Origin of the sequence: Neochlamydia sp. AcF95 (assembly GCF_018342455.1) — a bacterium.
Taxonomy (GTDB): Bacteria; Chlamydiota; Chlamydiia; order Chlamydiales; family Parachlamydiaceae; genus Neochlamydia.
On sequence record NZ_JAEMUC010000046.1, the window covers coordinates 1 to 21970 of the forward strand.

Annotated in this window: 19 protein-coding genes and 1 tRNA gene; 8 read left to right on the top strand and 12 right to left on the bottom strand. The window is 37.7% G+C overall.

Annotated features, from left to right (window positions below; genetic code table 11):
• Nucleotides 1–1049, top strand: a 1049-nt coding sequence (locus tag NEOC95_RS05190) for a leucine-rich repeat domain-containing protein (RefSeq protein ID WP_213152028.1), incomplete at its 5' end; no start/stop codon positions are given.
• Nucleotides 1050–1403: 354 nt separating this feature from the next.
• Here NEOC95_RS05190 and mutY read toward each other — a convergent pair.
• Nucleotides 1404–2453, bottom strand: coding sequence for an A/G-specific adenine glycosylase (gene mutY, locus NEOC95_RS05195; protein ID WP_213152030.1), 1050 nt, complete (start codon nucleotides 2451–2453; stop codon nucleotides 1404–1406).
• Nucleotides 2454–2468: 15 nt separating this feature from the next.
• Between mutY and flgN the strand changes: the two genes are divergently transcribed.
• Entirely contained in the window at nucleotides 2469–3038 is a 570-nt protein-coding gene (flgN, locus tag NEOC95_RS05200; RefSeq protein WP_213152032.1) for a flagellar export chaperone FlgN, read from the top strand.
• A gap of 196 nt (nucleotides 3039–3234) precedes the next feature.
• Here flgN and NEOC95_RS05205 read toward each other — a convergent pair whose 3' ends face one another.
• Complete coding sequence (locus NEOC95_RS05205) at nucleotides 3235–4839, bottom strand: peptide chain release factor 3 (RefSeq protein WP_349305253.1); 1605 nt, start codon at nucleotides 4837–4839, stop codon at nucleotides 3235–3237.
• A 243-nt stretch (nucleotides 4840–5082) separates the two neighbouring features.
• Between NEOC95_RS05205 and NEOC95_RS05210 the strand changes: the two genes are divergently transcribed.
• Nucleotides 5083–6312: an MFS transporter gene (locus NEOC95_RS05210; protein ID WP_213152033.1), complete on the top strand. Its 1230-nt coding sequence runs from the start codon at nucleotides 5083–5085 to the stop codon at nucleotides 6310–6312.
• Between the two features lie 422 nt (nucleotides 6313–6734).
• Nucleotides 6735–7592: an AMP nucleosidase gene (locus tag NEOC95_RS05215; protein ID WP_166154877.1), complete on the top strand. Its 858-nt coding sequence runs from the start codon at nucleotides 6735–6737 to the stop codon at nucleotides 7590–7592.
• Nucleotides 7593–7840: 248 nt separating this feature from the next.
• Here NEOC95_RS05215 and NEOC95_RS05220 read toward each other — a convergent pair whose 3' ends face one another.
• Entirely contained in the window at nucleotides 7841–8011 is a 171-nt protein-coding gene (locus NEOC95_RS05220) for a hypothetical protein (RefSeq protein WP_166154869.1), read from the bottom strand.
• Nucleotides 8012–8173: 162 nt separating this feature from the next.
• Entirely contained in the window at nucleotides 8174–8374 is a 201-nt protein-coding gene (locus NEOC95_RS09845) for a DUF4277 domain-containing protein (protein WP_166154867.1), read from the bottom strand.
• A gap of 423 nt (nucleotides 8375–8797) precedes the next feature.
• On the opposite strand from NEOC95_RS09845, the gene NEOC95_RS05230 reads away from it, so the two are divergent.
• On the top strand, nucleotides 8798–9070 hold the full coding sequence (locus NEOC95_RS05230) for a hypothetical protein (RefSeq protein WP_166154865.1): 273 nt from the start codon (nucleotides 8798–8800) through the stop codon (nucleotides 9068–9070).
• Between the two features lie 738 nt (nucleotides 9071–9808).
• Here NEOC95_RS05230 and NEOC95_RS05235 read toward each other — a convergent pair.
• The 6 genes from NEOC95_RS05235 to NEOC95_RS05260 all read right to left on the bottom strand — a co-directional run bounded on the left by NEOC95_RS05235 (nucleotide 9809) and on the right by NEOC95_RS05260 (nucleotide 17354).
• Nucleotides 9809–10669 carry a hypothetical protein gene (locus tag NEOC95_RS05235; protein WP_166154863.1) on the bottom strand — a complete coding sequence of 287 codons (861 nt, stop codon included), beginning with the start codon at nucleotides 10667–10669 and terminating at the stop codon, nucleotides 9809–9811.
• 92 nt (nucleotides 10670–10761) lie between these two features.
• On the bottom strand, nucleotides 10762–11988 hold the full coding sequence (gene rho / locus NEOC95_RS05240) for a transcription termination factor Rho (protein WP_213152080.1): 1227 nt from the start codon (nucleotides 11986–11988) through the stop codon (nucleotides 10762–10764).
• Between the two features lie 162 nt (nucleotides 11989–12150).
• On the bottom strand, nucleotides 12151–12756 hold the full coding sequence (coaE, locus tag NEOC95_RS05245; RefSeq protein ID WP_213152036.1) for a dephospho-CoA kinase: 606 nt from the start codon (nucleotides 12754–12756) through the stop codon (nucleotides 12151–12153).
• Nucleotides 12750–15431: a DNA polymerase I gene (polA, locus tag NEOC95_RS05250; protein WP_213152038.1), complete on the bottom strand. Its 2682-nt coding sequence runs from the start codon at nucleotides 15429–15431 to the stop codon at nucleotides 12750–12752. Before polA ends, coaE begins: the two co-directional genes overlap by 7 nt.
• A 165-nt stretch (nucleotides 15432–15596) precedes the next feature.
• Nucleotides 15597–16628 (bottom strand): S49 family peptidase, encoded by a 1032-nt coding sequence (locus NEOC95_RS05255; protein ID WP_213152040.1) that lies wholly within the window; start codon nucleotides 16626–16628, stop codon nucleotides 15597–15599.
• A gap of 33 nt (nucleotides 16629–16661) precedes the next feature.
• The gene (locus tag NEOC95_RS05260; protein ID WP_213152042.1) at nucleotides 16662–17354 is read right to left on the bottom strand and encodes a CADD family putative folate metabolism protein; all 693 of its coding nucleotides are present in this window, start codon (nucleotides 17352–17354) and stop codon (nucleotides 16662–16664) included.
• A gap of 100 nt (nucleotides 17355–17454) precedes the next feature.
• Between NEOC95_RS05260 and NEOC95_RS05265 the strand changes: the two genes are divergently transcribed.
• From NEOC95_RS05265 to NEOC95_RS05275, 3 genes are all read left to right on the top strand, one after another.
• Nucleotides 17455–18624: a class I SAM-dependent methyltransferase gene (locus tag NEOC95_RS05265; protein WP_213152043.1), complete on the top strand. Its 1170-nt coding sequence runs from the start codon at nucleotides 17455–17457 to the stop codon at nucleotides 18622–18624.
• Nucleotides 18625–18717: 93 nt separating this feature from the next.
• On the top strand, nucleotides 18718–20118 hold the full coding sequence (locus NEOC95_RS05270; protein WP_213152045.1) for a lipase family protein: 1401 nt from the start codon (nucleotides 18718–18720) through the stop codon (nucleotides 20116–20118).
• Nucleotides 20119–20252: 134 nt separating this feature from the next.
• Nucleotides 20253–20335, top strand: a tRNA-Leu gene (locus NEOC95_RS05275).
• A gap of 438 nt (nucleotides 20336–20773) precedes the next feature.
• On the opposite strand, the gene NEOC95_RS05280 is transcribed toward NEOC95_RS05275, so the two are convergent.
• Nucleotides 20774–21286 (bottom strand): nucleotidyl transferase AbiEii/AbiGii toxin family protein, encoded by a 513-nt coding sequence (locus NEOC95_RS05280; RefSeq protein ID WP_213152047.1) that lies wholly within the window; start codon nucleotides 21284–21286, stop codon nucleotides 20774–20776.
• A gap of 478 nt (nucleotides 21287–21764) precedes the next feature.
• A complete protein-coding gene (locus tag NEOC95_RS09525) occupies nucleotides 21765–21893 on the bottom strand; it encodes a hypothetical protein (protein WP_283248251.1) in 129 nt (42 codons plus the stop codon).
• Between the last annotated feature and the right edge of the window lie 77 nt (nucleotides 21894–21970).

Below are 21970 nucleotides of genomic sequence, written 5' to 3' on the forward strand. Positions count from 1 at the left end.
CTGCTCTTGCTTCTCTTAATTTAAGCTACAATCAGCTGACCTTTCTTCCTAAAGAAATAGGACAATTGACCCAGCTGGAGGGGTTTTATTTAAGCCGTAATCGCCTTATCTTTATACCAGAAGAAATAGGTCAGCTTTGTCATCTTCGGACGCTTGATTTAAGTGACAACCAACTCAGTAGGCTCCCTCCAGAGATAGGAAAGCTTTTTAAATTGGTAAACCTTTATTTAAGCTTAAACCAGCTTAATTCCCTTCCCTCGGAAATAGGCCAGCTGTTTTTGCTAAAAGATTTTAACTTAAGCCAAAATTGTCTTAAAAGCCTTCCTGCCGAGATAGGGCAGCTCACTCATTTAGAAGCATTTTATTTAAGCCAAAACTCTCTCACTTCTTTGCCTAAAGAAATAGCTCAGCTATCTCGTTTGCAAAAGCTTGATGTAAGTCAAAACCAGCTGAACTCTTTTCCTTTAGAGATAGGAAAGCTTTTTAGGCTCGAATGGCTATGCTTAAATCATAATAGATTGGATGTCCTTCCTATAGAAATAGGCCAATTGACTCAGCTACAGCGGCTTGATCTAAGCAAAAATCAGCTTAAGTCTCTTCCTGGAGAAATAGGGCAATTAGCTCGATTGAGGACGCTTAACTTAAGCCGAAATCAGCTAACCTCCCTGCCTACAGAGATAGGCCAGTTGGCTCAATTATATGGTCTTAACTTGAGCCAAAACTATTTTGCTACTCTTCCTGCGCAGCTATGGCTACTAACACAGCTAGAAGAGCTTTGCTTAAGTCAAAATAAGCTTGTCTCCCTACCTGCGGAAATCGATCAACTGAATCAGTTGGAAGAACTTTATTTAAGCCACAACCTTCTTATCTGCCTTCCCCCTAATATAGGAGATCTTCCCAAGCTAAAATGGCTTCATTTAGACCATAATCAGCTCAACTCCCTTCCTGTTGAGATAGAAAAGCTATCTCCATCTTTATATGAGTTAAATTTAACGGGAAATCCTTTTAAAACTATCTCTGAGAAGATTAGGCAGCATTTTCAACTGTAGAGGCTCTGCTTTTTTAGAAGAAAAATGCCTTCTCACATTTTGTTTAACTATCCTTAATAGTGGAGGCTAAGCATGCTGCTCTTCTTTCTCTTCTCAATTCTATGGATATATAGGGGGTATTAAGAGATTGCCGAGGCTTGGAGCCCGCAGATTAAGATTGGATAGTGAAGGTAAAAAAGAATAGTTTGTCTGTATAGAAGATAGGAGTGAATAAAATGTGGGTGAAAAAGGTGTATTTTAGGCTAGATAATGTGATCGGGTAAAAGCTTCTTTGTTGCTTGTATCTAAGCTAAACGTTTTTTCTATTAGATAAGCTAGCTCTATGATCAAAAGCTCGCTTAATTAACATTAAAGTCATACTTTCAAATTTAGGTCCATGAAGATACGACGATGACCTGAGGAAAAGGCCAGTTGCATCAGCGTTTCATGAGTGAGCCAAGTATGATCCCTAATAGGTCTTTCATACGAAGATTGAAAGAGTACGGGCTTTAAACTAGCTTGATATCTTGTAAAAGAGTGATTAACTTGAGGAAGCTCTTTAATATATTGAGTTTCTAAAGACCATTGCAAAAATATCTCTTCTTGAAGACGCTGATAGCTCCATCCCAAAGGAGAGGTTTCAAAATAAGGAAATTCATGCAAATCGGACATGATTTTACCTTTCTGTCCTCGTTTGACAAGTAATTTATCTCCAAATATAATGATAGGGACCGCACGATATAGATAGCTTGTTTCCACTTTGGTGGATTTAAAGGGTAATTGCTGAGCTGTACCATTCCTATAGCCCTTACAGCTAGATCTTAAAGGACATTCCATACATTTAGGCTTTTTTTTACATATTGTTGCCCCTAGTTCAATGAGAGCTTCATTTTGAATCCAAGCCTCATCCTCAGGAAGGATTTTTAGAGCAATTTTACGTAAATTATTCACAGCTTTGTTTTTAGCAAAATCCTCTTTAATTTCAAAATAACGGGATAAGACGCGAATCACATTGCCATCAACAGCTGCAGCACGTTGACGAAAAGCAAAACTTAAGATGGCCCCCACGGTATAAGGGCCTAATCCTTTTATTTTTTTTAATTCCTCTTCATTAGAAGGCAGTTGTCCTTGATGATGATTTACAACATATTGAGCAGCTTGATGTAAGCTTCTTGCTCTGGAATAATATCCTAAGCCTTCCCATAATTTGATGACCTCATCAAGGTCTGCTTCAGCAAGGGAAGCTATAGAGGGAAAGCGCTGCATCCATCGATGGAAGTAAGGAATAACTACGGAGACTTGTGTTTGCTGCAACATGACTTCCGATACCCAGACAGCATAAGGAGATGGCTGATGACGCCAAGGAAGAGAGCGTTTCTCAGATAAGAACCATTCTTTAAGTCTTTTAAAATCAATTGAATACATAAAACCTAATAAAATATGCATTTTTCCAATAGAAAAAATGATATTATACGTGATGAGCTTAATGAGGTAAAGATGATAGACGAAGCATTAAAAATGGCCATGAGCGCTCTCGTAAATGTTTTGCGTGAGTTGCTAGCCAATATGGAAGAAGAGCAGTATGCTATTATGGCGCAAAATGCTCCAGCTTTTCAAGTGATCATGAATAGTAGAGAGCCCCTTCTAACTTCTATGCAAGCTTTCAGAGGTGCAATGGTGCAGGAAATCAATAAGTTAAAAGACCTTCATCCCGAGCATGCTGATTTTGAAAGCGATCAAGAGAGGCTAAAAAATTTGGCTCGCTTGGCAGGCGCTGATAACATTGAGCTGTTAACTCTGCGGGATCAAATTTTAGCTCTTTCCGAGCAGATGGAAAAGCAAAACACTTATAATAAACTACTTTTAGGCAATCAGCAAAATGAGTCTGATACTGAAAATTATTCCCATCAATACAAACCTCGACTAGCCGCTAGGGTTAAGCCTCAAAAGATTTCTGGTCTCCCTAAGCAGATTCTTCAAACAATAGAAAGAGCAGCCGAGGAAAATTAAAGCGTTTAGATAGGCCTTTAATTTTTTAAGAAACAATCCATAAGTTAGTTCATTTAAAGTTTATTGTAATAAAGCTTAGCCTTTGAAGGTTGAGGAGACAGGGTTAAGCAAAGTTATGCTTGTTACGCTTTTAACACCGATAAAAGTTAGGTGTTTTAGCAAAAAAGTTAATGAAAACTTTAAAAAAAGCTTTTTATCAAAGGATATCTACCAGCTGATGCTCAAGATTTTGTTTAACAGCATACTGCTTTTCCCATGGCTCAGTAAATAAAGCAATCGGCCGATTGTAACGGTCTTGGACGATTAAGCTGTTACTAGGTTTTTGAAAAGTTTTAATATCACCTAGTAGCCAAGCACTGCATTTGTAGGGTAAGGAAGAGACTGCTGTGTCGACACCATATTCATCCTTTAAGCGGTATTGCATCACTTCGAACTGGAGCTGCCCTACAGCAGCAAAGATTAGCTCAGCGCCATATTCGTAAGGTTTAAGCAGCTGTATGGCTCCTTCTTCTGTTAATTGGTAAACACCTTTATCAAAGGATTTACGCTTGCCCACATCTTTGGGAGAAACATGCGCAAAAATTTCGGGTTGAAAATGCGGAATGGGTTTGAAGTTGAAACCACCCTTAGTCGAAATGGTATCGCCTACGGAAAATACACCTGGGTTAATTACACCGATTACATCGCCAGCATAGCCCGTATCCACAATGGTACGTTCTCCAGCTAGCATGCCATGAGGGCGCGAAAGGCGCACTTCTTTAGCTGTACGATGATGCTTAACAAGCATGTCGCGTTCAAATTTACCCGAGCAAATCCTTAAAAAAGCCATGCTATCACGATGTTTTTTATCCATGTTAGCTTGTATTTTAAAAACATAGGCACTGAACGGTGCTTCCACAGGGTCGAGCGTTTTTTCTTCTCCATTGTTTAAGTTAACTAGGCGAGGCTGGGGAGGCGGGGCAAGATGGATAAAGGCATCACAAAAAGGTTCAACACCAAAATTGGTTAGAGCTGATGCAAAAAATACGGGAGTCACGTTACCTGCTAGAAAATGCTTATAATCAAAAGGGTTACCAGCCATTTCTAATAATTCTAGCTCTTGCATTAAACTATGGTGGGCTTCTTCTCCCATGAGCAGAATGATTTCAGGGCTATTAATTGGATAACGAGCAATTTCAGCTTTTTGTGCGCCACCTACCGAGGTTTTTGCAAAAAGAAGCACCTGCTTTTCTAATCGATCGTATACGCCCTTAAAAGAAGCTCCGCAGCCAATCGGCCAATTAAAAGCTGTAGATTGAATACCTAGCACATTCTCTACTTCATTCATAAGGTCGAGAGGATCGCGTCCAGGCATGTCCATTTTATTAATAAAGGTCAAAACTGGAATTTTGCGAAGTCGGCACACTTCGAAAAGCTTACGCGTTTGTTTCTCAACCCCTTTAGCAGCATCAATGACCATAATAGCACAGTCAGCAGCTGTGAGAGTTCTATAAGTGTCTTCAGAAAAATCTTCGTGACCAGGAGTATCTAAAATATTAATCAATGTCTCTTTGTAAGGAAACTGCATGGCCGAGGAGGTAATAGAAATCCCTCGTTCTTGTTCCATAGCCATCCAATCGGAAGCGGCAGCTTTGCGTCCTTTACGCCCTCGTACAATTCCTGCGGTATGAAGCATACCAGAATAAAGCAATAGCTTTTCTGTCAGGGTAGTTTTGCCAGCATCAGGATGGCTGATAATGGCAAATGTCCGGCGTTTAAAAATCTCAGCTTGCAGGTCTACTTTATTTTCTAAGGGGCTCACATCTTTCCAGTAATTGTTTAGTTTAAAATGAATAGTAGTGTAACATATTTAGGTAATATAACCCAAACATCTTAAAGGAGGAAGTTACGATAAATTAGCTTGGTAGATGTTAGAGAAGCTACAGTTTTTTTTTATTAATTAAAATAATTTAATAAAAGATTGTGCTGCTAGAGGCTTAAATTATTAAAAGCCTTCCCTGTTTTTTATTGTATTTTCAGAAAATAATTTATACAATTTTTTGCTATGAAAGTTTGCCAAAACACACGTTATGTCTTTATAGGGAGCCACCTCTTAAATGCTCCCCTATGGGCGATGTATACTTTGCTAGTCTTTATCTTTTATAAAGATTTGCATGCCTCGCCTTTACAGATCACCTTGCTCATTAGTTCTAAGCCTGTAGTAGCCATTGCTTCATTCTATTGGAACTCTTTCGTAGAAAAAAGGCATGACTTACTGAAGAAGAGTATAGGATGTGCGAGTGTGATAGGGCTTCTGCCCTGTTTTTTCTTCCCCTTTATCGATAATAATTGGTTTTATATCTTCGCTTTCGCTGTTTATATGATGGCCAGCAGAGCCATTATACCTGCATGGATGGAAATCCTAAAAATTAAAATTCATACCGAAGCAAGAAGTAAAATCTTTTCCGTGGGCTCTTCAATTAATTATTTAACCAGCCTTTTTTTTCCTTTATTTATCTCACGATGGATGGATAATAGTCCTGGCATTTGGCGCTGGGGATTTTTTATAGCAGCAGCGATAAGTTTATTGAGCAATTTTTTATTGGTTACTATCCCCCTGCCTAAAGAGGAGCCTCCTCATCTAAATGATAAACAGAATTTAAAAGATACCCTGGTGCAGCCATGGAGAAATTTTATAAAGCTAATGAGAGCACGCCCAGATTTTGCCCACTTTCAACTGATCTTTATGTGTGGAGGGCTAGGGCTTATGATTATGCAGCCAGCGTTACCTGTTTTTACGTTAGAAGTGCTACACCTTTCCTACACTGAATTAGTCATTGCTATCTCTGTTTGCAAAGGGATAGGCTTTGCGTTGACTACCCGTATATGGGCGTCATTTTTTAATAAGATAAACATTTATATTTTAACTTTTTTGATTTGTTTTTTAGCTACTTTATTCCCTATATTCTTGATAACAGCTAGCTTACATTGGATATGGGTGTACGTGGCTTATTTTGTCTATGGAACTATGCAGGCAGGCAGCGAGATGTGTTGGAATCTATCAGGGCCTAAGTTTGCTCGGAAAGAAAATAGTGCAGCCTTTACAGGCATCAATGTAGTGCTGGTGGGCCTTAGAGGATGTGTAGGACCTTTTTTAGGGGGTTATCTAGGATTTATTGCTAATTCCTATTTACCCTTGATAGTAGGAGGTTTTTTTTGCCTTTGCGGAACAGGATGTGCGATATACAGTAGCAAGAAATATGTAGAAAAGGAGCTTTTGTCAAAACCTACTTAGAAAAATAGGGAAATATTTCCCTCTTATATTCGCAAGATAATGAGTCTCCCTCATGGGCTGTGGATTAAAAATTTAAGAGAAGATTAATATTCTTTTTGTATAAAAAGGTAGCACTTTTTTTCCAACCATGATAAATGCATTTTTTATCGAAGAAGAGGATGAGAAACCAAAAAGATTTTAAAAAAGAAAAAGGCCGGTAAATAATTTGCCACAGGCCCTATTCCTTCCTTTCTCTAAGAAATATAGAGAAAGAAGGCTTGAGAAAAGGATGGGACCTGGACTAGATTGCTTTTTTTAAAGTCTTTTTTTTAATGGTTACTATTCTTTTTTTTAAGTAGCTGAAAAATTGCTCCTTGGCTCTTTATGCGCAACTTCTAGGTGTTAGAAGTTGAGAAATGACACTAATAAATAAGGTAAATTTAATGGAAGAAGATTGCACTTATAACTTCAATGTAAATCCCTTGGAAGAAAAGATTGCTACAGATACTTTAGAGCGTTATTCAGGCTCGACCGTGCAAGATTTTCAGCCTTATCTGCTGCTTACTAATTTCCCTCGCTATGTTAGGCAATTTGCCAATGATCGAAATCTACCTATCCTAGAGGGATCTATGTTTTCTGTAGCTCACTCCCCAGAGGAAAAAGTAAGTATCTTGGATTTCAAAATAGGGTCTGCAGCAGCAGCCCTTATCATCGATCTTTGTGCTTTTTTGCCTATTCGTGCCGCTTTGCTACTAGGTATGTGTGGAGGCTTGAGAAAGCATCATAAGATTGGAGATTACTTCGTGCCGGTGGCAGGTATAAGAGGAGAAGGAACCTCGGACTTTTATTTTCCGCAAGAGGTGCCTTCGATGGCTAATTTTCTTGTACAAAAATGTGTAAGTAATGTTCTTGATCAACAAAATTCCACTTATCACATTGGCATTACCCATACTACGAACAAGCGTTTTTGGGAGTTTAACGAAAACTTTAAAAGCCGTTTAGAAAAAACACGTCCACAAGCGATAGAAATGGAATGTGCCACCCTTTTTATGGCTAGCTATTACCATAAGCTTCCCCTTGGGGCGCTTCTGCTTATTTCCGATCTGCCTTTAGGTAAAGATGGAGTGAAAACTAAACAAAGCTCCGAAAAAGTTTATCAAGATTATACGATCGATCATGTAGATAAAGGCGTGAAAATTATGCTTGAACTGGATGCGACCTTAAATCATCAAGCCAAAGGTGTTTTTCGAGGAGCAAGGCGCCGCTTTGAGTCACCTAAGATAGCCATCTCTGAAGTTTAGTTAATAAATGCTTTAAACTACACCTGCAAGGCAGGGTAGGGTGTTAGGGACTATCGATTATTAAGATCTTTTAGCAATTAAAATAATCTATAAATATTTTGTTTTATTAATATGATAGTAATCTGCATGAGCAGAGGCATGGCAAATAAGCTCTGTGCTTTTTTTAAGGCGTCTGTAAGATGTCCGGCGTATACAAAGAGTATTGTCTATTACTGTATAGCAATTCTCTTTTGCCTGGCTAAAGCTTCTTAGTAGGGGTGTTTGCTAATAGTAGAAGCTGTTTTATCGCTGTTAATGCCATTGGCAGCATGTATGTATAAAGAGATATTTTCTTTTTTGAAGCTGATAACCTGCAAGGCAGCTTGCTTGAAATCTATTCTTAAGATGGCGACTGTTAATCTTAGGCTAGACGAATGCATGATTCTCTCTTATGCTAAATAACTCTCCTTGCTTTCCTCTGGATGAAAACTTGTCGCCCCTAAATGTAGGTTTTTATTTGGATGCCAAGCACTTTAATCGTTTGCAAAGTTATCCTAGTAAAAAGCTTAATCACTCCTATTCCAAATATCTTATCAAGTGTTCTAATTAAAAACATTCTTGCCAATCTGGCCAGGGAGCAGGTGCCTGCCTAATAAATGATCTAGCGGGTTGTCTTTAAAATATTCAGAATATAGGTAAAGAGCGCGGCTTACAAAGTTCAATTCATTTAAAATTGTGCATTTAACAGCTCGTCTATATGTTAAATGCTTATTCTTTGCCTTGTGGCCTGCTGCCTGATCCATAAAGCCAACTCACCCTATCTTCTCATATCTACTAAGCTATCCATCTTGAATAGTCAGCGTTTTGCATATCTATTTGCCTATCTCTTAATCTCATTATTTAGATTTAAAAAAATATTTTACTCGATGGGCTTTTAGAATTCCAAATTATAATTTTGCTAAGGAAGGTAAAGTAGCTCATCTACACTGAGTCCATTAACAAACTAGCCTTTTCTCCGGCAAAGTAACCAAATAGAGGGAGATGAAAAGGGGAAAGTAGAGCGAAAAATGGGGAACATACCTGTGTTCAGTAAGAGGTAAGGTGGCCATCTATGGATCTCATTCGCCTTTATGAGGGGTCTTTATTTGTTAGGATTTCCTGAGTGTATTGCGTTTACAAGAAGGCTGAGGAAAGGGCAAAATAAGGGGGTAACCCAGGAGGTGTATATGGGTGCTCATTCTCATACCAATCATGATAAAGTCAAAATGACTATAGAGTGTACCCCTGATGAAAGGGCGTACATCAAAATTTTAGCCGCTAAGGCTCATTTGAATCTTAGTGAATTAGTGCTTTCTTATCTTAGAAAGGATTTTCCTCGTACGCCCAACAAGGAGACCCTTGCAGCTATGAAAGAACTTGATGAGGGTGGCGGAATGGTTTACAAATCCATGGACGATTTTTGGGAAGATATGGGAGTTAAACCCAGTGCTAGATCTTAAGCCTTATAGTCGATTTAAAAAAAACTTAAAAAAATCTCCCGTTAGATGAAGCTGCAAACAAAAGTGTTAACAGATCTTAAGGCTGTCAAGATTAAAAGAGCTACGTATCCAAGCACAAAGGCTTAAGAAAAAGATTAAGAAAACCCTCTAGCTATAGGGAGAAAAAAGCTAATTAAATCTTCTTAAGAAAAAGAGTTACCAATGAAAATGTAATACACTTTCGAGCAACTTTTTATGTAATCATATTATTGATAAAAAGCTTGTTTTTACTGGTAGAGTTAGCCTGGAAAAAGGTTAATTTCTTTTTTGGTTATTTAGACATAGTTTCTTTAAAAAGTATAATCGGCTCTCTCAACTATCCAACATCATAGCTGATCATAGAGAAATAGAAATAAAAAATTTAGGCTTTGCTTAATGTGGTAAGGTGAGGCAAGGCGAGTAAAAACATTAGCAAGAATTGAGAATTGCCAGTCTCGCTAGGCTTCTAAATTTCCGGGGCGGGTAGAAAGTCTAGATTAGCAGCTAACCATTCAATCTATTTTTATTGAAAGGTTGCTTAAAAAGAGAGGATAGAATTTGAGGTGATAAGCAAATATGATCCTCTCTCATGAAGGGGCTGTAATAAACCTAAATATCTTATTGATCAGGCAAAAACTATAAAAATATTTCGCGTTGTTTAGATTGTTTCTTAACGATCCAACAGGCCAGGTATATTTTCAAAGAGTGCGCCTGCTGCTGTTACCCGGCTGGTTTAATTTTTTCTTGGCCATTTTTAAAGTACTTAGGGTTTATCATCTGGCCGGTTACAGCATTCCAATGGGTGATGGTAAGCGAACCATCGGGATTTTCCACCTGGATGGCATACACAGGTAGATATACTTCAGTGATGTGACGAATGCTGAAATCATGGCCAAAAGCACATTTAGCAACCCTTTCGATTTGAGAAGGGGTATACTTTTCAGAAACACGTTGAGAATAGTTGTAAGGTTTAGAAACCAACATCCTATTAAACTTTGTTTGGGGAGTCACAAGAATTTTAGGGTTTTCAAAATGCAGTTGCAAAAGGTTACCTTTACGTGTGATTAACTGCTTTTGGATAGCACTTTCAATCCATGGATTTACTACATCCGCTTCTAGTTGTAAATCTGCTAGCAAATCTTCTTTAGTGCGAATGCCATTAAATTTGGCTAGAGCGTTAAGTATTTTAAATTCTTCACGTGTGGCTTGTGCATTGATAGCATCTTCAAAGCCATGAGTCCTTTCCCATGTCTCGGTATTTAGAACCATTTCTCCATCTGTTAAGCTCCATAAAATTACCCCTTCGCGGGTTTTTTTATCGGCGGTAAATTTAACTTCCATCAGTAAGTAAGGATGATATTTATACTGGGGTTCTTTATATTGATAGCTAGTATCCCCTAGAAGCTCGCGAGAATGAGCGTCCATAATTTGTTGGGGAGTATAGCGCGCCTCTAGTGTTTGAAATTCACCATTTTCTACATAGCGAGTCACTATATTTTTTACATCTCCCTTATTAGACCAGAGCCACCATCCTCCACCTAGAAGGATTAAAGAAATGACGAGGAGTTGAATTTTGCGCATGTTGCATCCTATTTTCTGTATGTGTTCGACTTAAAAAATAAAGATATTTTTGCTTACCTAAATTAATTAAATAAACAAGTAGCTTAAATCACTTATTCTTTCATAGATAATAAAAATTCCACATTGCTATTAGTTTTTTTCAGGCGGCCTAACACTAGATTCATCGCATCGTTGGGTGCTAGATCAGCAACGGCTTGTCGTAGTAAATAAACCTTTTCTAATTCGTTAGGATGGTAAAGAAGCTCTTCCTTACGAGTTCCACTCTTAATAATATCAATCGCTGGATAAATACGTCGCTCAGCTAAACGTCGATCAAGCACTAGCTCCATATTGCCTGTACCTTTAAATTCTTCAAAAATAACCTCATCCATACGGGATCCTGTATCAATTAATGCGGTGGCAATAATTGTCAGTGAACCTCCCTGCTCAATATTCCTTGCGGCGCCAAAGAAACGTTTAGGTTTATGTAAAGCATTAGCATCTACACCACCTGTCAAAATTTTCCCTGAATGAGGTTCTATAGTATTATAGGCACGGGCGAGTCTTGTGATAGAGTCTAGCAGAACAACGACGTCATTGCCATGCTCAACTAATCTCCTTGCTTTTTCGATAACCATTTCTGCTACTTGCACGTGTCTTTCAGGGGGCTCATCAAAAGTTGAAGAAACGACTTCTCCCTTAACAATTCTCTGCATGTCTGTTACTTCCTCAGGTCTTTCGCCGATCATGAGGACGATAACAATGACTTCCGGATTGTTAACAGCTATAGCATTAGCAATATTTTGAAGAATAATCGTCTTACCTGTACGAGGGGGGGCTACAATTAGCCCACGCTGGCCTTTACCAATAGGAGCTGCAAGATCTAAAACACGCGTGGATAGCTTATCTTTTGTTGTTTCCATGACCATGCGTTTGCTTGGATATAGAGCTGTTAAATTCTCAAAAAGAATGCGCTCGCGAGCTTTTTCTGGAGTTTTTCCATTAATTTTATCTACTTTGAGAAGAGCAAAGTATTTTTCTTTGTCTTTAGGAGGCCGAATAGTCCCAGAAAGGGTATCACCCTTTTTTAAATCAAAACGCCTAATCTGCGCTGGAGAAACGTAGATGTCTTCGGCAGAAGGTAAATAATTATAGTTGGGGGATCGCAGAAAGCCAAATCCGTCAGGCAAAATTTCTAATACGCCTTCACCATACAAAATCTCGGCGGGATTTTCTGAGAGCGCCTTGACGATTTCAAAAACCATTTGAGATTTAGTAAGAGATCCTAGGTGTTTAAGGCCAATTTTTTTACTGAACGCGTTTAATTGGTCGATATTCATGCGCTGAATTTCAGCGATTTTAATTGTTTCGCCGGGGGGAACAATAGCTGTCGTGTTGATAGATGGGTGCTCTTGTTGATTCTCTTCGCCCTCTTCAAAGGTAGAGTAGTGCGTCTCTGAATGAGTGTTTTCTGGATCCATTTAAGAATCAGACTCCTAAATTTAATGGGTTAAAATGTTCATTAACTTTTTTGTTTCAATTTCTAAATCGTATAGGTTGCTATCGTTGACAATAACATAATCAGCCCTATGAGCTTTTTCATCGATAGACAACTGCCTTGCTGAGCGCCTTTCATATTCTTCAATACTTTTTCCTGTAGCTTTTTGAAAACGCTTTTTACTTTTGTCTAAATCAGCTACGACACTAATCACCGTATCATAGAAATTCTCTAGCCTAGCTTCAAAAAGCAAGGGAATTTCAGCTACAAATAACTTTTTTCTGTTTTCTTGTTGATTAGCTAAATCATAGTGTTTCTTAATTTCCTCTTGAACTGCAGGATGTAGGATGTTTTCAAGAGATTTAAGTAATAAGGGTTGTTTGAATACCTTTTGTGAAATTTTAGAACGATCGATTTGATTATTTATGACTATATCGCTGCCAATTAGTAGAATAACGCGCTGACCGAGATTCGTGGTAGGGGAAAGCAGTCGGTGCACAATATCGTCTGCACTTACCACGTAAGCGCCAAACCTCTTAAAGAAATGACAGACTGATGTCTTGCCACACGAAAGACCGCCCGTTACGGCAACTTTAGACAATGCTAACATTCTTTCCAATTTTTGCCAATACTGATATCTACAATCAAAGGAACTTTTAATTTAAAAACATTTTGCATGATCTCCCGCACCATGGGCTCTATAGAGAGAATTTCAAAATCAGGAAGCTCAAAAATTAATTCATCATGAATTTGTATAACCATGTAGCCTAATTTTCTTTCTTTGTGAAGTCTTTCATTAATTTGTATCATAGCTAGTTTGATCAGATCGGCTGCCGTACCTTGGATAGGTGCATTGACAGCAAGCCGTTCTGCTGCGGCCCGGATCTGCATATTTTTACTATTAATTTCTGGAATAAGCCTTTCGCGGCCCGTAAGAGTGACTGCTTTTCCTAATTTACGTACCGATTCTTTAACGGATTCTAGGTATTCTTTAACCTTGCTATATTGTTTAAAATACATCTCAATAAAAAGCTTAGCATCTTTGACATCAATCCCTAATGTTTGGGAAAGCCCAAAAGGGCCTTGGCCGTAAATGACTCCAAAATTTACTGTTTTAGCTTGATATCTCATCTCTTTTGTCACTTGTTCCAGGGGGACATTAAAAATTGCTGCAGCGGTTCTTAGATGAATATCTTGATTGCTTTGAAAAGCTTCCAGAAGGGTAGGGTCTTCACTTAGATGAGCGAGAAGACGCAGTTCAATCTGCGAATAATCTGCAGCCAAGAAGCTCCACCCTGATTTTTCAGGGCGGAATGCTTGCCTTATTTGAATGCCCCACTCGGTGCGCACAGGAATATTTTGCAGGTTAGGATCTTGGCAGGATAGCCTGCCTGTAGCAGCTACAGATTGATTAAAGGTACAATGGATGCGATGAGTTTTAGGGTTAACTTCTAAGGGTAGAGTTTCTACATAGGTGGAGCGCAGCTTTTCTAGCATGCGATATTCCATCAATTTACTAGCAATAGGGTATTGATGTTGAAGAAATTCTAAAACTTCGGCACTGGTAGAATTGCCTGTGGCAGTCTTTTTGGGAGGCTGTATGCCTAGCTTGTTAAAAAGAATATCGCTCATTTGTTTAGGAGAGTTTAAATTAAATTCCTCTCCTGCCATTAAATAAATTTCTTTTTCAAGCACCCTAATTTGCGCAGTAACCTTTATGGAAAGATTCTTTAAAAATTCTTTGTCTAAATAAATTCCTTGACGTTCCATCTCTAGCAAAACTTTAAGAAGGGGTAGCTCAATATTATCTAATAAAGAATATAATTTTCTTTCCTGCAGCTGCTTTTTCAATACTTTCTTAAGACGGCATGTGAAATCTACATCTTCACAGCAATAGGCAAAGACCTGTTCAATCGGCACTTCACGCATGGAAATTGCTTTTTTGCCTTTCCCGATTAATGAATGGATGGCTATCTTCACCTTACCAAAATATTCTAAAGAAAGGGTATCAAGAGAATGTTGGCGCCTATGCGAGTTAAGCAAATAAGAGGCCAAGATAGTATCAAAGGTTATGTTGGCCACTTGAATGCCGTAAAGGCTCAATACATGGAGGTCGTATTTAACATTGTGGCCATAAAAGCCAATAGAAGAATTTTCAAAAAGAGGTTTTAAAGTCTGAACTACTTTTTCAAGGCCCAGCTGACCATTGACAGGCACATACCATGCTTGTAAAGGTTGGTAGCATAGACCTATGCCTATTAGTTCTGCTTTTAAGGCATGTATCGATGTCGTTTCTGTGTCAAAGCAGATTTCCTTTTGAAGCATGAGTTCATCTACAAGAGCGCTTAAGCTCTCTTCATCATCTACACACTGATAAGATACTTGTTCTTCGTTTGCACTTAATCCAAGAGGATTCGAGGAGGGTATTTCTTTTTCTAATTCTTTAAGTAAAGAGTTAAAGTTTTTACTGATGTAAAAGCTTTTTAGCTGCTCTTTTTGGCAGGGAATCAAGCGATAGAAGCTCTCTTCGCGCGGGATATTTACATGTGTGTTAACTGTAACAAGTTGCTTGCTAAGAAGAGCTTTTTCAGCTTCTTGAATGATGATTTCTTGCTTTTTTTTACCGGGAATTTCTTCTGGGTGGGCCAAGATGTATTCCAACGAGCCAAATTGCTGTAAAAGTGCTGAGGCAGTTTTGGGGCCAAATCCTGAAAGGCCCGGAATATTATCAGAGGCATCACCTGTTATAGCTAAAAAATCAATAATTTTATGGGGAGGCACTCCATAAGCTGCTTCAATTTCTTTGGCTCCCATGATTAGATTATCTTTAAAAGTATTAAGGATAAAGACTTGATCATTTACTAGCTGGCACATATCTTTATCGCTTGTGCAAATATAGGCCTTGGCTTGTTGTTGTTGAGAGGCCCATACTGCAATACTGCCCATTGTATCATCAGCCTCTACTTCAGGAATATTTAAAATAGGGATGCCTCGTAGCGCACAGTATTCTCTTGCCCATTGGATTTGATAAAGAAGGTCAGGAGGCATATCTGGTCGATGAGCTTTATAGTCTGCATAGATACTGGCTCGTGCATTGATGCTGCGAGGGCCATCAAATACGGCTACTAAATGATAAGGCTTAAAATCAATAATTAGCTTTGAGACCGAACGGATAAAGCCAAATAAGGCATTAGTGGATTCTCCTTGGTGATTTGTAATATTTCGAATAGCAAAATAAGAGCGATAGATATAGCCCGATGCATCAATGATATAAATGTCGTTCATCACAAACCTTTTTAAGACCTTTAACTATTATTTTAGATGAGAGGGGTTTTGAATTTAAATGCAAACTTTAAGTGGAGCTTAGGAGATTCCTTAACATCCAATTAATTTTGCATTTAAATTTTATCTGAAGCAAATGGCCACTTAAATTACTTAGGTATAAGGGCTTTAAGGACGAAACATGTATTGAAATTGGCCTAATAATTTAGGATCATAGGCAGGTGAAATTTGCAATTCATGTTTTATAGGACCATTCCAAGCTTTTAATTGCGTTTTAAAAATTTCGCTAATCCATGTCTCTTTTTGCATTTGAACTACACGATAGTTCTGAGCTTCAATACTCATTTGCTTAGCAAGCTGGGAAATAGCTTCGTTTAAAGTTACGCCGCTTTCATCGATATAGCCTAATTCCTTAGCTTGCTGAGCAGGAAAAATTTTGGCTCCATACTCCTGAATCAGCTTGGCTTTATCCAACTGGGGGCGGTTAGTGGTCATGATATTTACAAATTCGTTATAATAGTAATCGATAAGTTCTTTATAATTGTCCTCTTCACCTGCATGCCATGGCCGTAAAGGATTTAAGCCATCTTTACCCTTACCAGCATAAAGAGTTAAGGAGTGAATCCCTAGCTTCTCAAGAAGTTGCGAAATATTGAGGACGGAAGGAGCTATTACGCCAATGCTACCGATAATGCTCGTATCAGTTGCAAGAACCCTATCTGCAGCTGCTGCAATATACATGCCTCCTGAGGCGCACATGCCATCCACAAATGCATAGATAGGAACATTATATTGATGTTTGTAAGCTTTAAGCGCCCGATAGATCCCATCCGCATCAGTTACCGTCCCACCTGGTGTTTGTATGTGCAGTAAGATGCCTTTAACCAGATTGTTCTTAAGGATACCTTCACGTGATTGAATCAACATTTGACTAATATGATGTTGATCTAATTTATCTAAGCCCACAATCCCGTTAATATTAATTTTTAAAATGACAGGTTGGTTAGAGAGCGTTTCTCTTTTTCCTTCAGCGTTAGCTAAAACTTCAATATTAAAATCCTTTGTGGGTTCGGTAGAGGTAGAGGTAGTAAAAGCACTCATGCCAAAAATGATCAGTAAAATGGCTAGGCAGCCTCCTATTACGGTACATAAAGCAATTAGAAAGGCACGTAGTGCTGATTGAATGATAGAATCTTTCATTAAACTTTTCCTGTTAATATTTTTATTTAAATTTTAAAGGGATTTACTTGTTGAGCAAGCCAGCTGGTAGCGCGTGCATAAACTAGATAAAAAATTCCATAGAACAAGGAGAGTACGTTCGACAGAGGTGGCGATTAAAGCTTCATTACTTTTATTTGCATAGCTTCCCAGTAGCTTCCTTTCTACAGCAGCATGTTCTTTATCAGCTTCTATGTGTACTGAAAAATATTTCCAATGGTCGGGTTCTTGCATGCCGTAATGTTCTTTTAAACCTTTAATTTTTGAAAGGCATATAGAGGGTATTTGGCTCTCATAAGCATACAAACAAGCAATTCCTTCGGCGGTGCTAGAGTTTTTGCAGCTTTCCATAAATGTATGAATTATTGCTTGCATACTTGGAGAGGGGTGATGGGCCTCTATTTCTTCAGGGCTAGCACCTAATTGTTGTGTAAAGCTCTTCCATAAATCAGGATGGTTAGGTAAACCTGCTTCCTCTTCAATTAGATTATTAAGAAGGTGGCGCCTTGTGTCGGCATCTTCTGTGTGAGAATGAAGAGCAGAAAGGTAACGAGGAAATGCTTTTACATGATGATAATATTCTTTGGCATATTCTACTAAACACTCTTTAGATAGCTCTCCTCGGCTCCATGCTTGATAAAAAGGATGGTTAAGCAAATGTTTATCTTGAATTTGATGATCGATTTTCTTTAAAAATTCTTGTGTCATGGAAACCCTCTCATTTAACAGAGCAGAGTAATAAAAAAAACAATTTAAGCAAACAAAAGACTTATTTTCAAATTCTAAATTCTTTATTATTTAAGCTATTATGCAGTTAGATAAAATAAATTTTTTAATTCAAGAGCTTTTGCAAGAAAATAGCTTTTTACAGGCCATATTAAGTTCTCCGCGAGATAAGATTTCTTCTCAGAAAATTACCATTCGCCCTGTTTCTATTAAAAATAATTGGAGATTGCAATTTAGCCATCAGCAAAATCAAAAGGTTATCCATAAAAATTATTCGGTAGAAGAAGGAACAGAAAAAATTCTTGAGGCTTTAAAACATTATAAGCAAGCTCTTTTTTGTACCGCCTCTAAAGATTATCAAATACTTATTAGTAAAAAAGGCGAGGCCACTGTCCTTTTTAAGCCTGCCAGTAAAAAAGCTACTCCTTTACCCACCCACAACCGTTCAAAAAATTATCTTCTTAAGGAAAATGAGCCCATTCTTTTCTTGCAAGAACTAGGTGTGATCTCTAACTTGGGAAAAGTTTTGCCGGGAAAACGCGATAAATTTTGTCAAATCAATCGTTTTTTGGAAATGGTCCAGGATATTGTGCCTTATTTTGCTAAGGATAAAACTTTGCAAATCGTTGATTTTGGATGTGGCAAAGCTTATCTAACTTTTGCACTCTATTATTATTTACATTTTCAACTCAAGTACAAGGTGCAAATTACAGGATTAGATTTAAAAGCTGATGTTGTAGTCCAATGCCAAAATTTAGCCCATAAATTAGGATTTACTCATCTGCGTTTTATACAAGGGGATATCAATGCTTATACGGCAAATGAATCTATAGATTTAATGGTCTCCTTACATGCTTGCGATACAGCTACCGATGCAGCCTTAGAAAAAGCCGTGCGCTGGCAGGCGCAAGTAATTATGGTAGTTCCTTGCTGTCAACATGAGTTATATAAACAGGTGCAATGTGAAAGCTTAGAGCCTCTTTTATCCCATGGCATATTAAAAGAACGTTTTTCTGCTTTAGTGACTGAGGCAGCACGCGCCAAGCTATTAGAAATTTTAGGCTACAAGACGCAAGTTATCGAATTTATAGACATGGAACACACTCCCAAAAATCTATTAATTCGTGCGATTCGGCAATCAAACAGCAAAGCTCATTACGCGGAGCTTTTAGAGCAATACTATCAGTTTAAAAATACTTTAGAAATAAAACCTTTTTTGGAAAAATGTTTTATTCAAGATTTAATGTCTTAATAATAAATTAATATTAATTTATTCTGAATTTAAATAATTATAACTAAAATAACGCTTAATTTATTTTTTTAAAAATAAAATGAGTGCTATTGTATGTTAAATCTTTTTTCATGGACGCAATTTTCCGAAACCTATCTTAAATGTGAATTAAAGTCTTCAGTTTTAGATAAAAAAACGCTGTCAAAAAGTTTGGATGTTTATTTAAAGGCTGAGCTTAAGGTTGAGCTTTCTCCATCTGCTGCTAAAATTTTAAAAAGATATGCTTTTCATAAAGCCGGAATAAAAAGCGGGCAGCAAAAAAATTTAAGTTCTATATTGGCCTGCCAGGTGTTGGAAAATTATAATGAACTTTTAGGGAAGATAAGATTCGAGTTTGAGTCTTTGGGCTTTGTAAAACCTGCTAAGCCTGTGATTTCTAAAACAATGACTTGGCTCACCATCTTTTCTTCAAGTATTGCTGACAAACATTGGGAACCTAAAGTAAAAGCTAACCTTCAAAAACTATTCGATCAAGCTTACAAAATAAACCTTATTAACAAAGTGGTTTTTAAGAAAGATCCCAATATCGAATTAGATAAGCTTATTTCCCTAGAATTAGTAGGCAAGCAATTAGCCTACTTTAATCCTAAAGAGGGGGAACGGTTTCAAATTCCTTGTGAGGGTCGCATGATAGAGTATGAAGCAAGTGAAATCCCTCTATGGATGGGAATGTGTGCTTACGGTTTCAAGCCGGTAGATGAAAATGAAAAGGCTCCACCTATTTTGGCTTTTTCGGGAACCCGCATTGGTCTATCGCGAAGAGGGTTTTTAGCCACATTAGCTGCCGACTTTGATCCTCGTGGGGTAGGTTATATTGCTTATGCAAGTGGCAAGAGAAACATCACTCAATGGTTAGAACAGAATAAAAATGCGTTGGTAACAGGTCATAGTCTAGGCGGCGCTCTTGCACGCTATACAGCGATAGATAATCCTAGCTTAGTTCATGGGGCCTTTTCTTTCAATGCTCCAGGCATATCGGCAACCTATGGAAAAAAATGGGATCAGCTTAAAACAGAGCTACCTCAGCACCGTCCTCATATGTATAATTTCCATCATAGTGAAGATAAAGTTCCTACGTTTGGACAGTGTTATATCGGAAAAAATTATCAAGTCATTTGCTCAGTAGAAAAAACTGTAAACCAACGCTTTACTGCACAGTATACTATCCATAATAAAATGTTGTTTTGCAGAAAAATTGCTATTCTTTGCAAAGCTACTCCTAAACCAAGTTTATCTTTAAAAATGCAAAGATTTGTTGGCATCATTCCCTTTATCTTTTTTATTTCCTTACTTTTTATTAATCGAGGGCTATTTGGCCTTTACGATTCTAGGCCCTATGCTTCAGTTTTTGGACCTTTGCGTTGGGTTTGGCGCCAATTAATCACTAACCAATTAGCTATAGAGCAATTAGATATTGAATATTCGCAACCTCAAAGGTTCGCGATTGCAGCATAAAAAACTAAGAAGTAAATGAGAGGTTAGCCAGCTTAAGAGCGACCGAAAGAATAGGATTGCTGTTGGAATAGTTTTTACCTTTTTTACTTGCAGTTTTAGGTTAACAAGAATTATGATCATTTTTAATTTTTTTAGCCGATGTGGCGAAATGGTAGACGCGGTAGACTCAAAATCTACTTTAGGCAACTAAGTGCTGGTTCGAGTCCGGTCATCGGCATATCTCCGGAAACATTTTCAAAAATGAAGGCGTTTCCGGTTTTTTCATTTTGTAAAGCGCTCGTTTCTTATAAATAAGTGAGAAAGCTAGGCTCATTTCTACGGTTCGATGCTTTCCATCTGCAAAAATCAATTTTCCTGGAAATATCGAACCAAGCATTTTCCGTTAAACATCCAAGGGTGCCATTTGGAAGCAAAAATCCCTGGGGGTCAAAAGGCTAATTTCATAGCGGCTATACTTTTCAAAAGCCGTGTCAGTAAGTTTTATATCTTCCCTATCGTGCTTTAATTTCTCAATCTGGTCTTGAGTATGACGCTTAAGGCGGTTATAGGAGTCTACCTCTAATTCACCAGTTACAAATCTCTGTGGATCAAACTTGAGCAGATTGGCTTCGTGATTGGTTAGCTGGCTCTTTAGTTTGGTAAGCTTTCGAACTTCTTATTTTATGTTTTTGCTAACTAGCCATTCATTGATCCTAGAAAGCAAATCATCAAAATTCTTAGGGAGAGTCTTCTCATTAATCTTTAAGCCGTTCAAGTAGCTTTGCCAAAATGTCCTAAGTTGCGGTAATTCGGCCATTTTATATGCGATAGGAAGCTTTAAAGCCGTACCTCTATGCTCAAAAGCTGATTCTATAATTAATTTTAAATCGTGAAAAGAAGCAGAAAACTCGTCGAGGATTAATGAATGCACATCATGAAAATCTTTCATGCGACTATTTAAAAACCCACGATAAACAATGGTTTCTAATTTTTCTGCAAATATGAATTCTTTAGGATAGCAGGAAAGATTCACGCTCGATTCAAATATAGCTCCTTTTGCGCCCTTAAGCAAAGGAATCGAATATTGAATTGGTTCAACCATATCTCCAAAACCAATATCGATTGAAAGCTTGCACTTAATTTGCCCAAAGTAAGCCATTGCGCTGATTTCAGCACCAGAATAGCGCATATGAGCCCACATTCCGCGGGTTAATTTCCATTAACCTATAATTTCTGAAATGAGGCTTGAGTCAAAACATAAGCTCCTACTCATTAAATAGTTAATCAATCCTCCTATAGTCATAATAGCTTTTAGATTATGATGGATTAATTAATTTATCATATTCCCTTATCTCAATTTCATTGCATAGTGTAAAAACAATCCTACGGAGGTAAAGTCCTTGCTACAATACTTTTTCATCTTCCATGTTTTCGCTTTCTTTGCTTATGGAGGAACACAAATAGGCTTTTCTAAAAAAACTGGAGGCCCACGTTCCTCTCTTTGAATTTAATTCCTTGATTGCTAACTCGTTAAAAAAATTAATTCTTTAATTTAAATTCTATTCCTTAATACTAAAAAATAATATTTTGGGATTGTTACAACCTGCGGAATGTGGGTATGAGGATGAGTAAGTGGATCCACCTTAATATTTTGGAAAGTAAAGCCATCATCGGGTTCTATCTTTTAAGACTTCTTCAAATATAAGAGAAAGATCATCAACTCTGTTGATAACTCTATCATTGGCAAGGAAATCTAAGTCTTTATTTTCTTGGCCTAGATTAATGTATTTAGACAATAATACGGCTTTGCTAAGCGCACAAGAAATCTTTCTAAAATAAGGTTTTGCCAAAGGTCAGCTGGATCTCGACCTGT

Bases quoted from the DNA above. Each gene is read 5' to 3' on its own strand.
- mutY (WP_213152030.1), bottom strand. From the start codon at position 2,453: ATGTATTCAATTGATTTTAAAAGACTTAAAGAATGGTTCTTATCTGAG.
- flgN (WP_213152032.1), top strand. From the start codon at position 2,469: ATGCATTTTTCCAATAGAAAAAATGATATTATACGTGATGAGCTTAAT.
- NEOC95_RS05210 (WP_213152033.1), top strand. From the start codon at position 5,083: ATGAAAGTTTGCCAAAACACACGTTATGTCTTTATAGGGAGCCACCTC.
- NEOC95_RS05215 (WP_166154877.1), top strand. From the start codon at position 6,735: ATGGAAGAAGATTGCACTTATAACTTCAATGTAAATCCCTTGGAAGAA.
- NEOC95_RS05220 (WP_166154869.1), bottom strand. From the start codon at position 8,011: ATGCATTCGTCTAGCCTAAGATTAACAGTCGCCATCTTAAGAATAGAT.
- NEOC95_RS09845 (WP_166154867.1), bottom strand. From the start codon at position 8,374: ATGGATCAGGCAGCAGGCCACAAGGCAAAGAATAAGCATTTAACATAT.
- NEOC95_RS05230 (WP_166154865.1), top strand. From the start codon at position 8,798: ATGGGTGCTCATTCTCATACCAATCATGATAAAGTCAAAATGACTATA.
- NEOC95_RS05235 (WP_166154863.1), bottom strand. From the start codon at position 10,669: ATGCGCAAAATTCAACTCCTCGTCATTTCTTTAATCCTTCTAGGTGGA.
- rho (WP_213152080.1), bottom strand. From the start codon at position 11,988: ATGAATATCGACCAATTAAACGCGTTCAGTAAAAAAATTGGCCTTAAA.
- coaE (WP_213152036.1), bottom strand. From the start codon at position 12,756: ATGTTAGCATTGTCTAAAGTTGCCGTAACGGGCGGTCTTTCGTGTGGC.
- polA (WP_213152038.1), bottom strand. From the start codon at position 15,431: ATGAACGACATTTATATCATTGATGCATCGGGCTATATCTATCGCTCT.
- NEOC95_RS05255 (WP_213152040.1), bottom strand. From the start codon at position 16,628: ATGAAAGATTCTATCATTCAATCAGCACTACGTGCCTTTCTAATTGCT.
- NEOC95_RS05260 (WP_213152042.1), bottom strand. From the start codon at position 17,354: ATGACACAAGAATTTTTAAAGAAAATCGATCATCAAATTCAAGATAAA.
- NEOC95_RS05265 (WP_213152043.1), top strand. From the start codon at position 17,455: ATGCAGTTAGATAAAATAAATTTTTTAATTCAAGAGCTTTTGCAAGAA.
- NEOC95_RS05270 (WP_213152045.1), top strand. From the start codon at position 18,718: ATGTTAAATCTTTTTTCATGGACGCAATTTTCCGAAACCTATCTTAAA.
- NEOC95_RS05280 (WP_213152047.1), bottom strand. From the start codon at position 21,286: ATGCGCTATTCTGGTGCTGAAATCAGCGCAATGGCTTACTTTGGGCAA.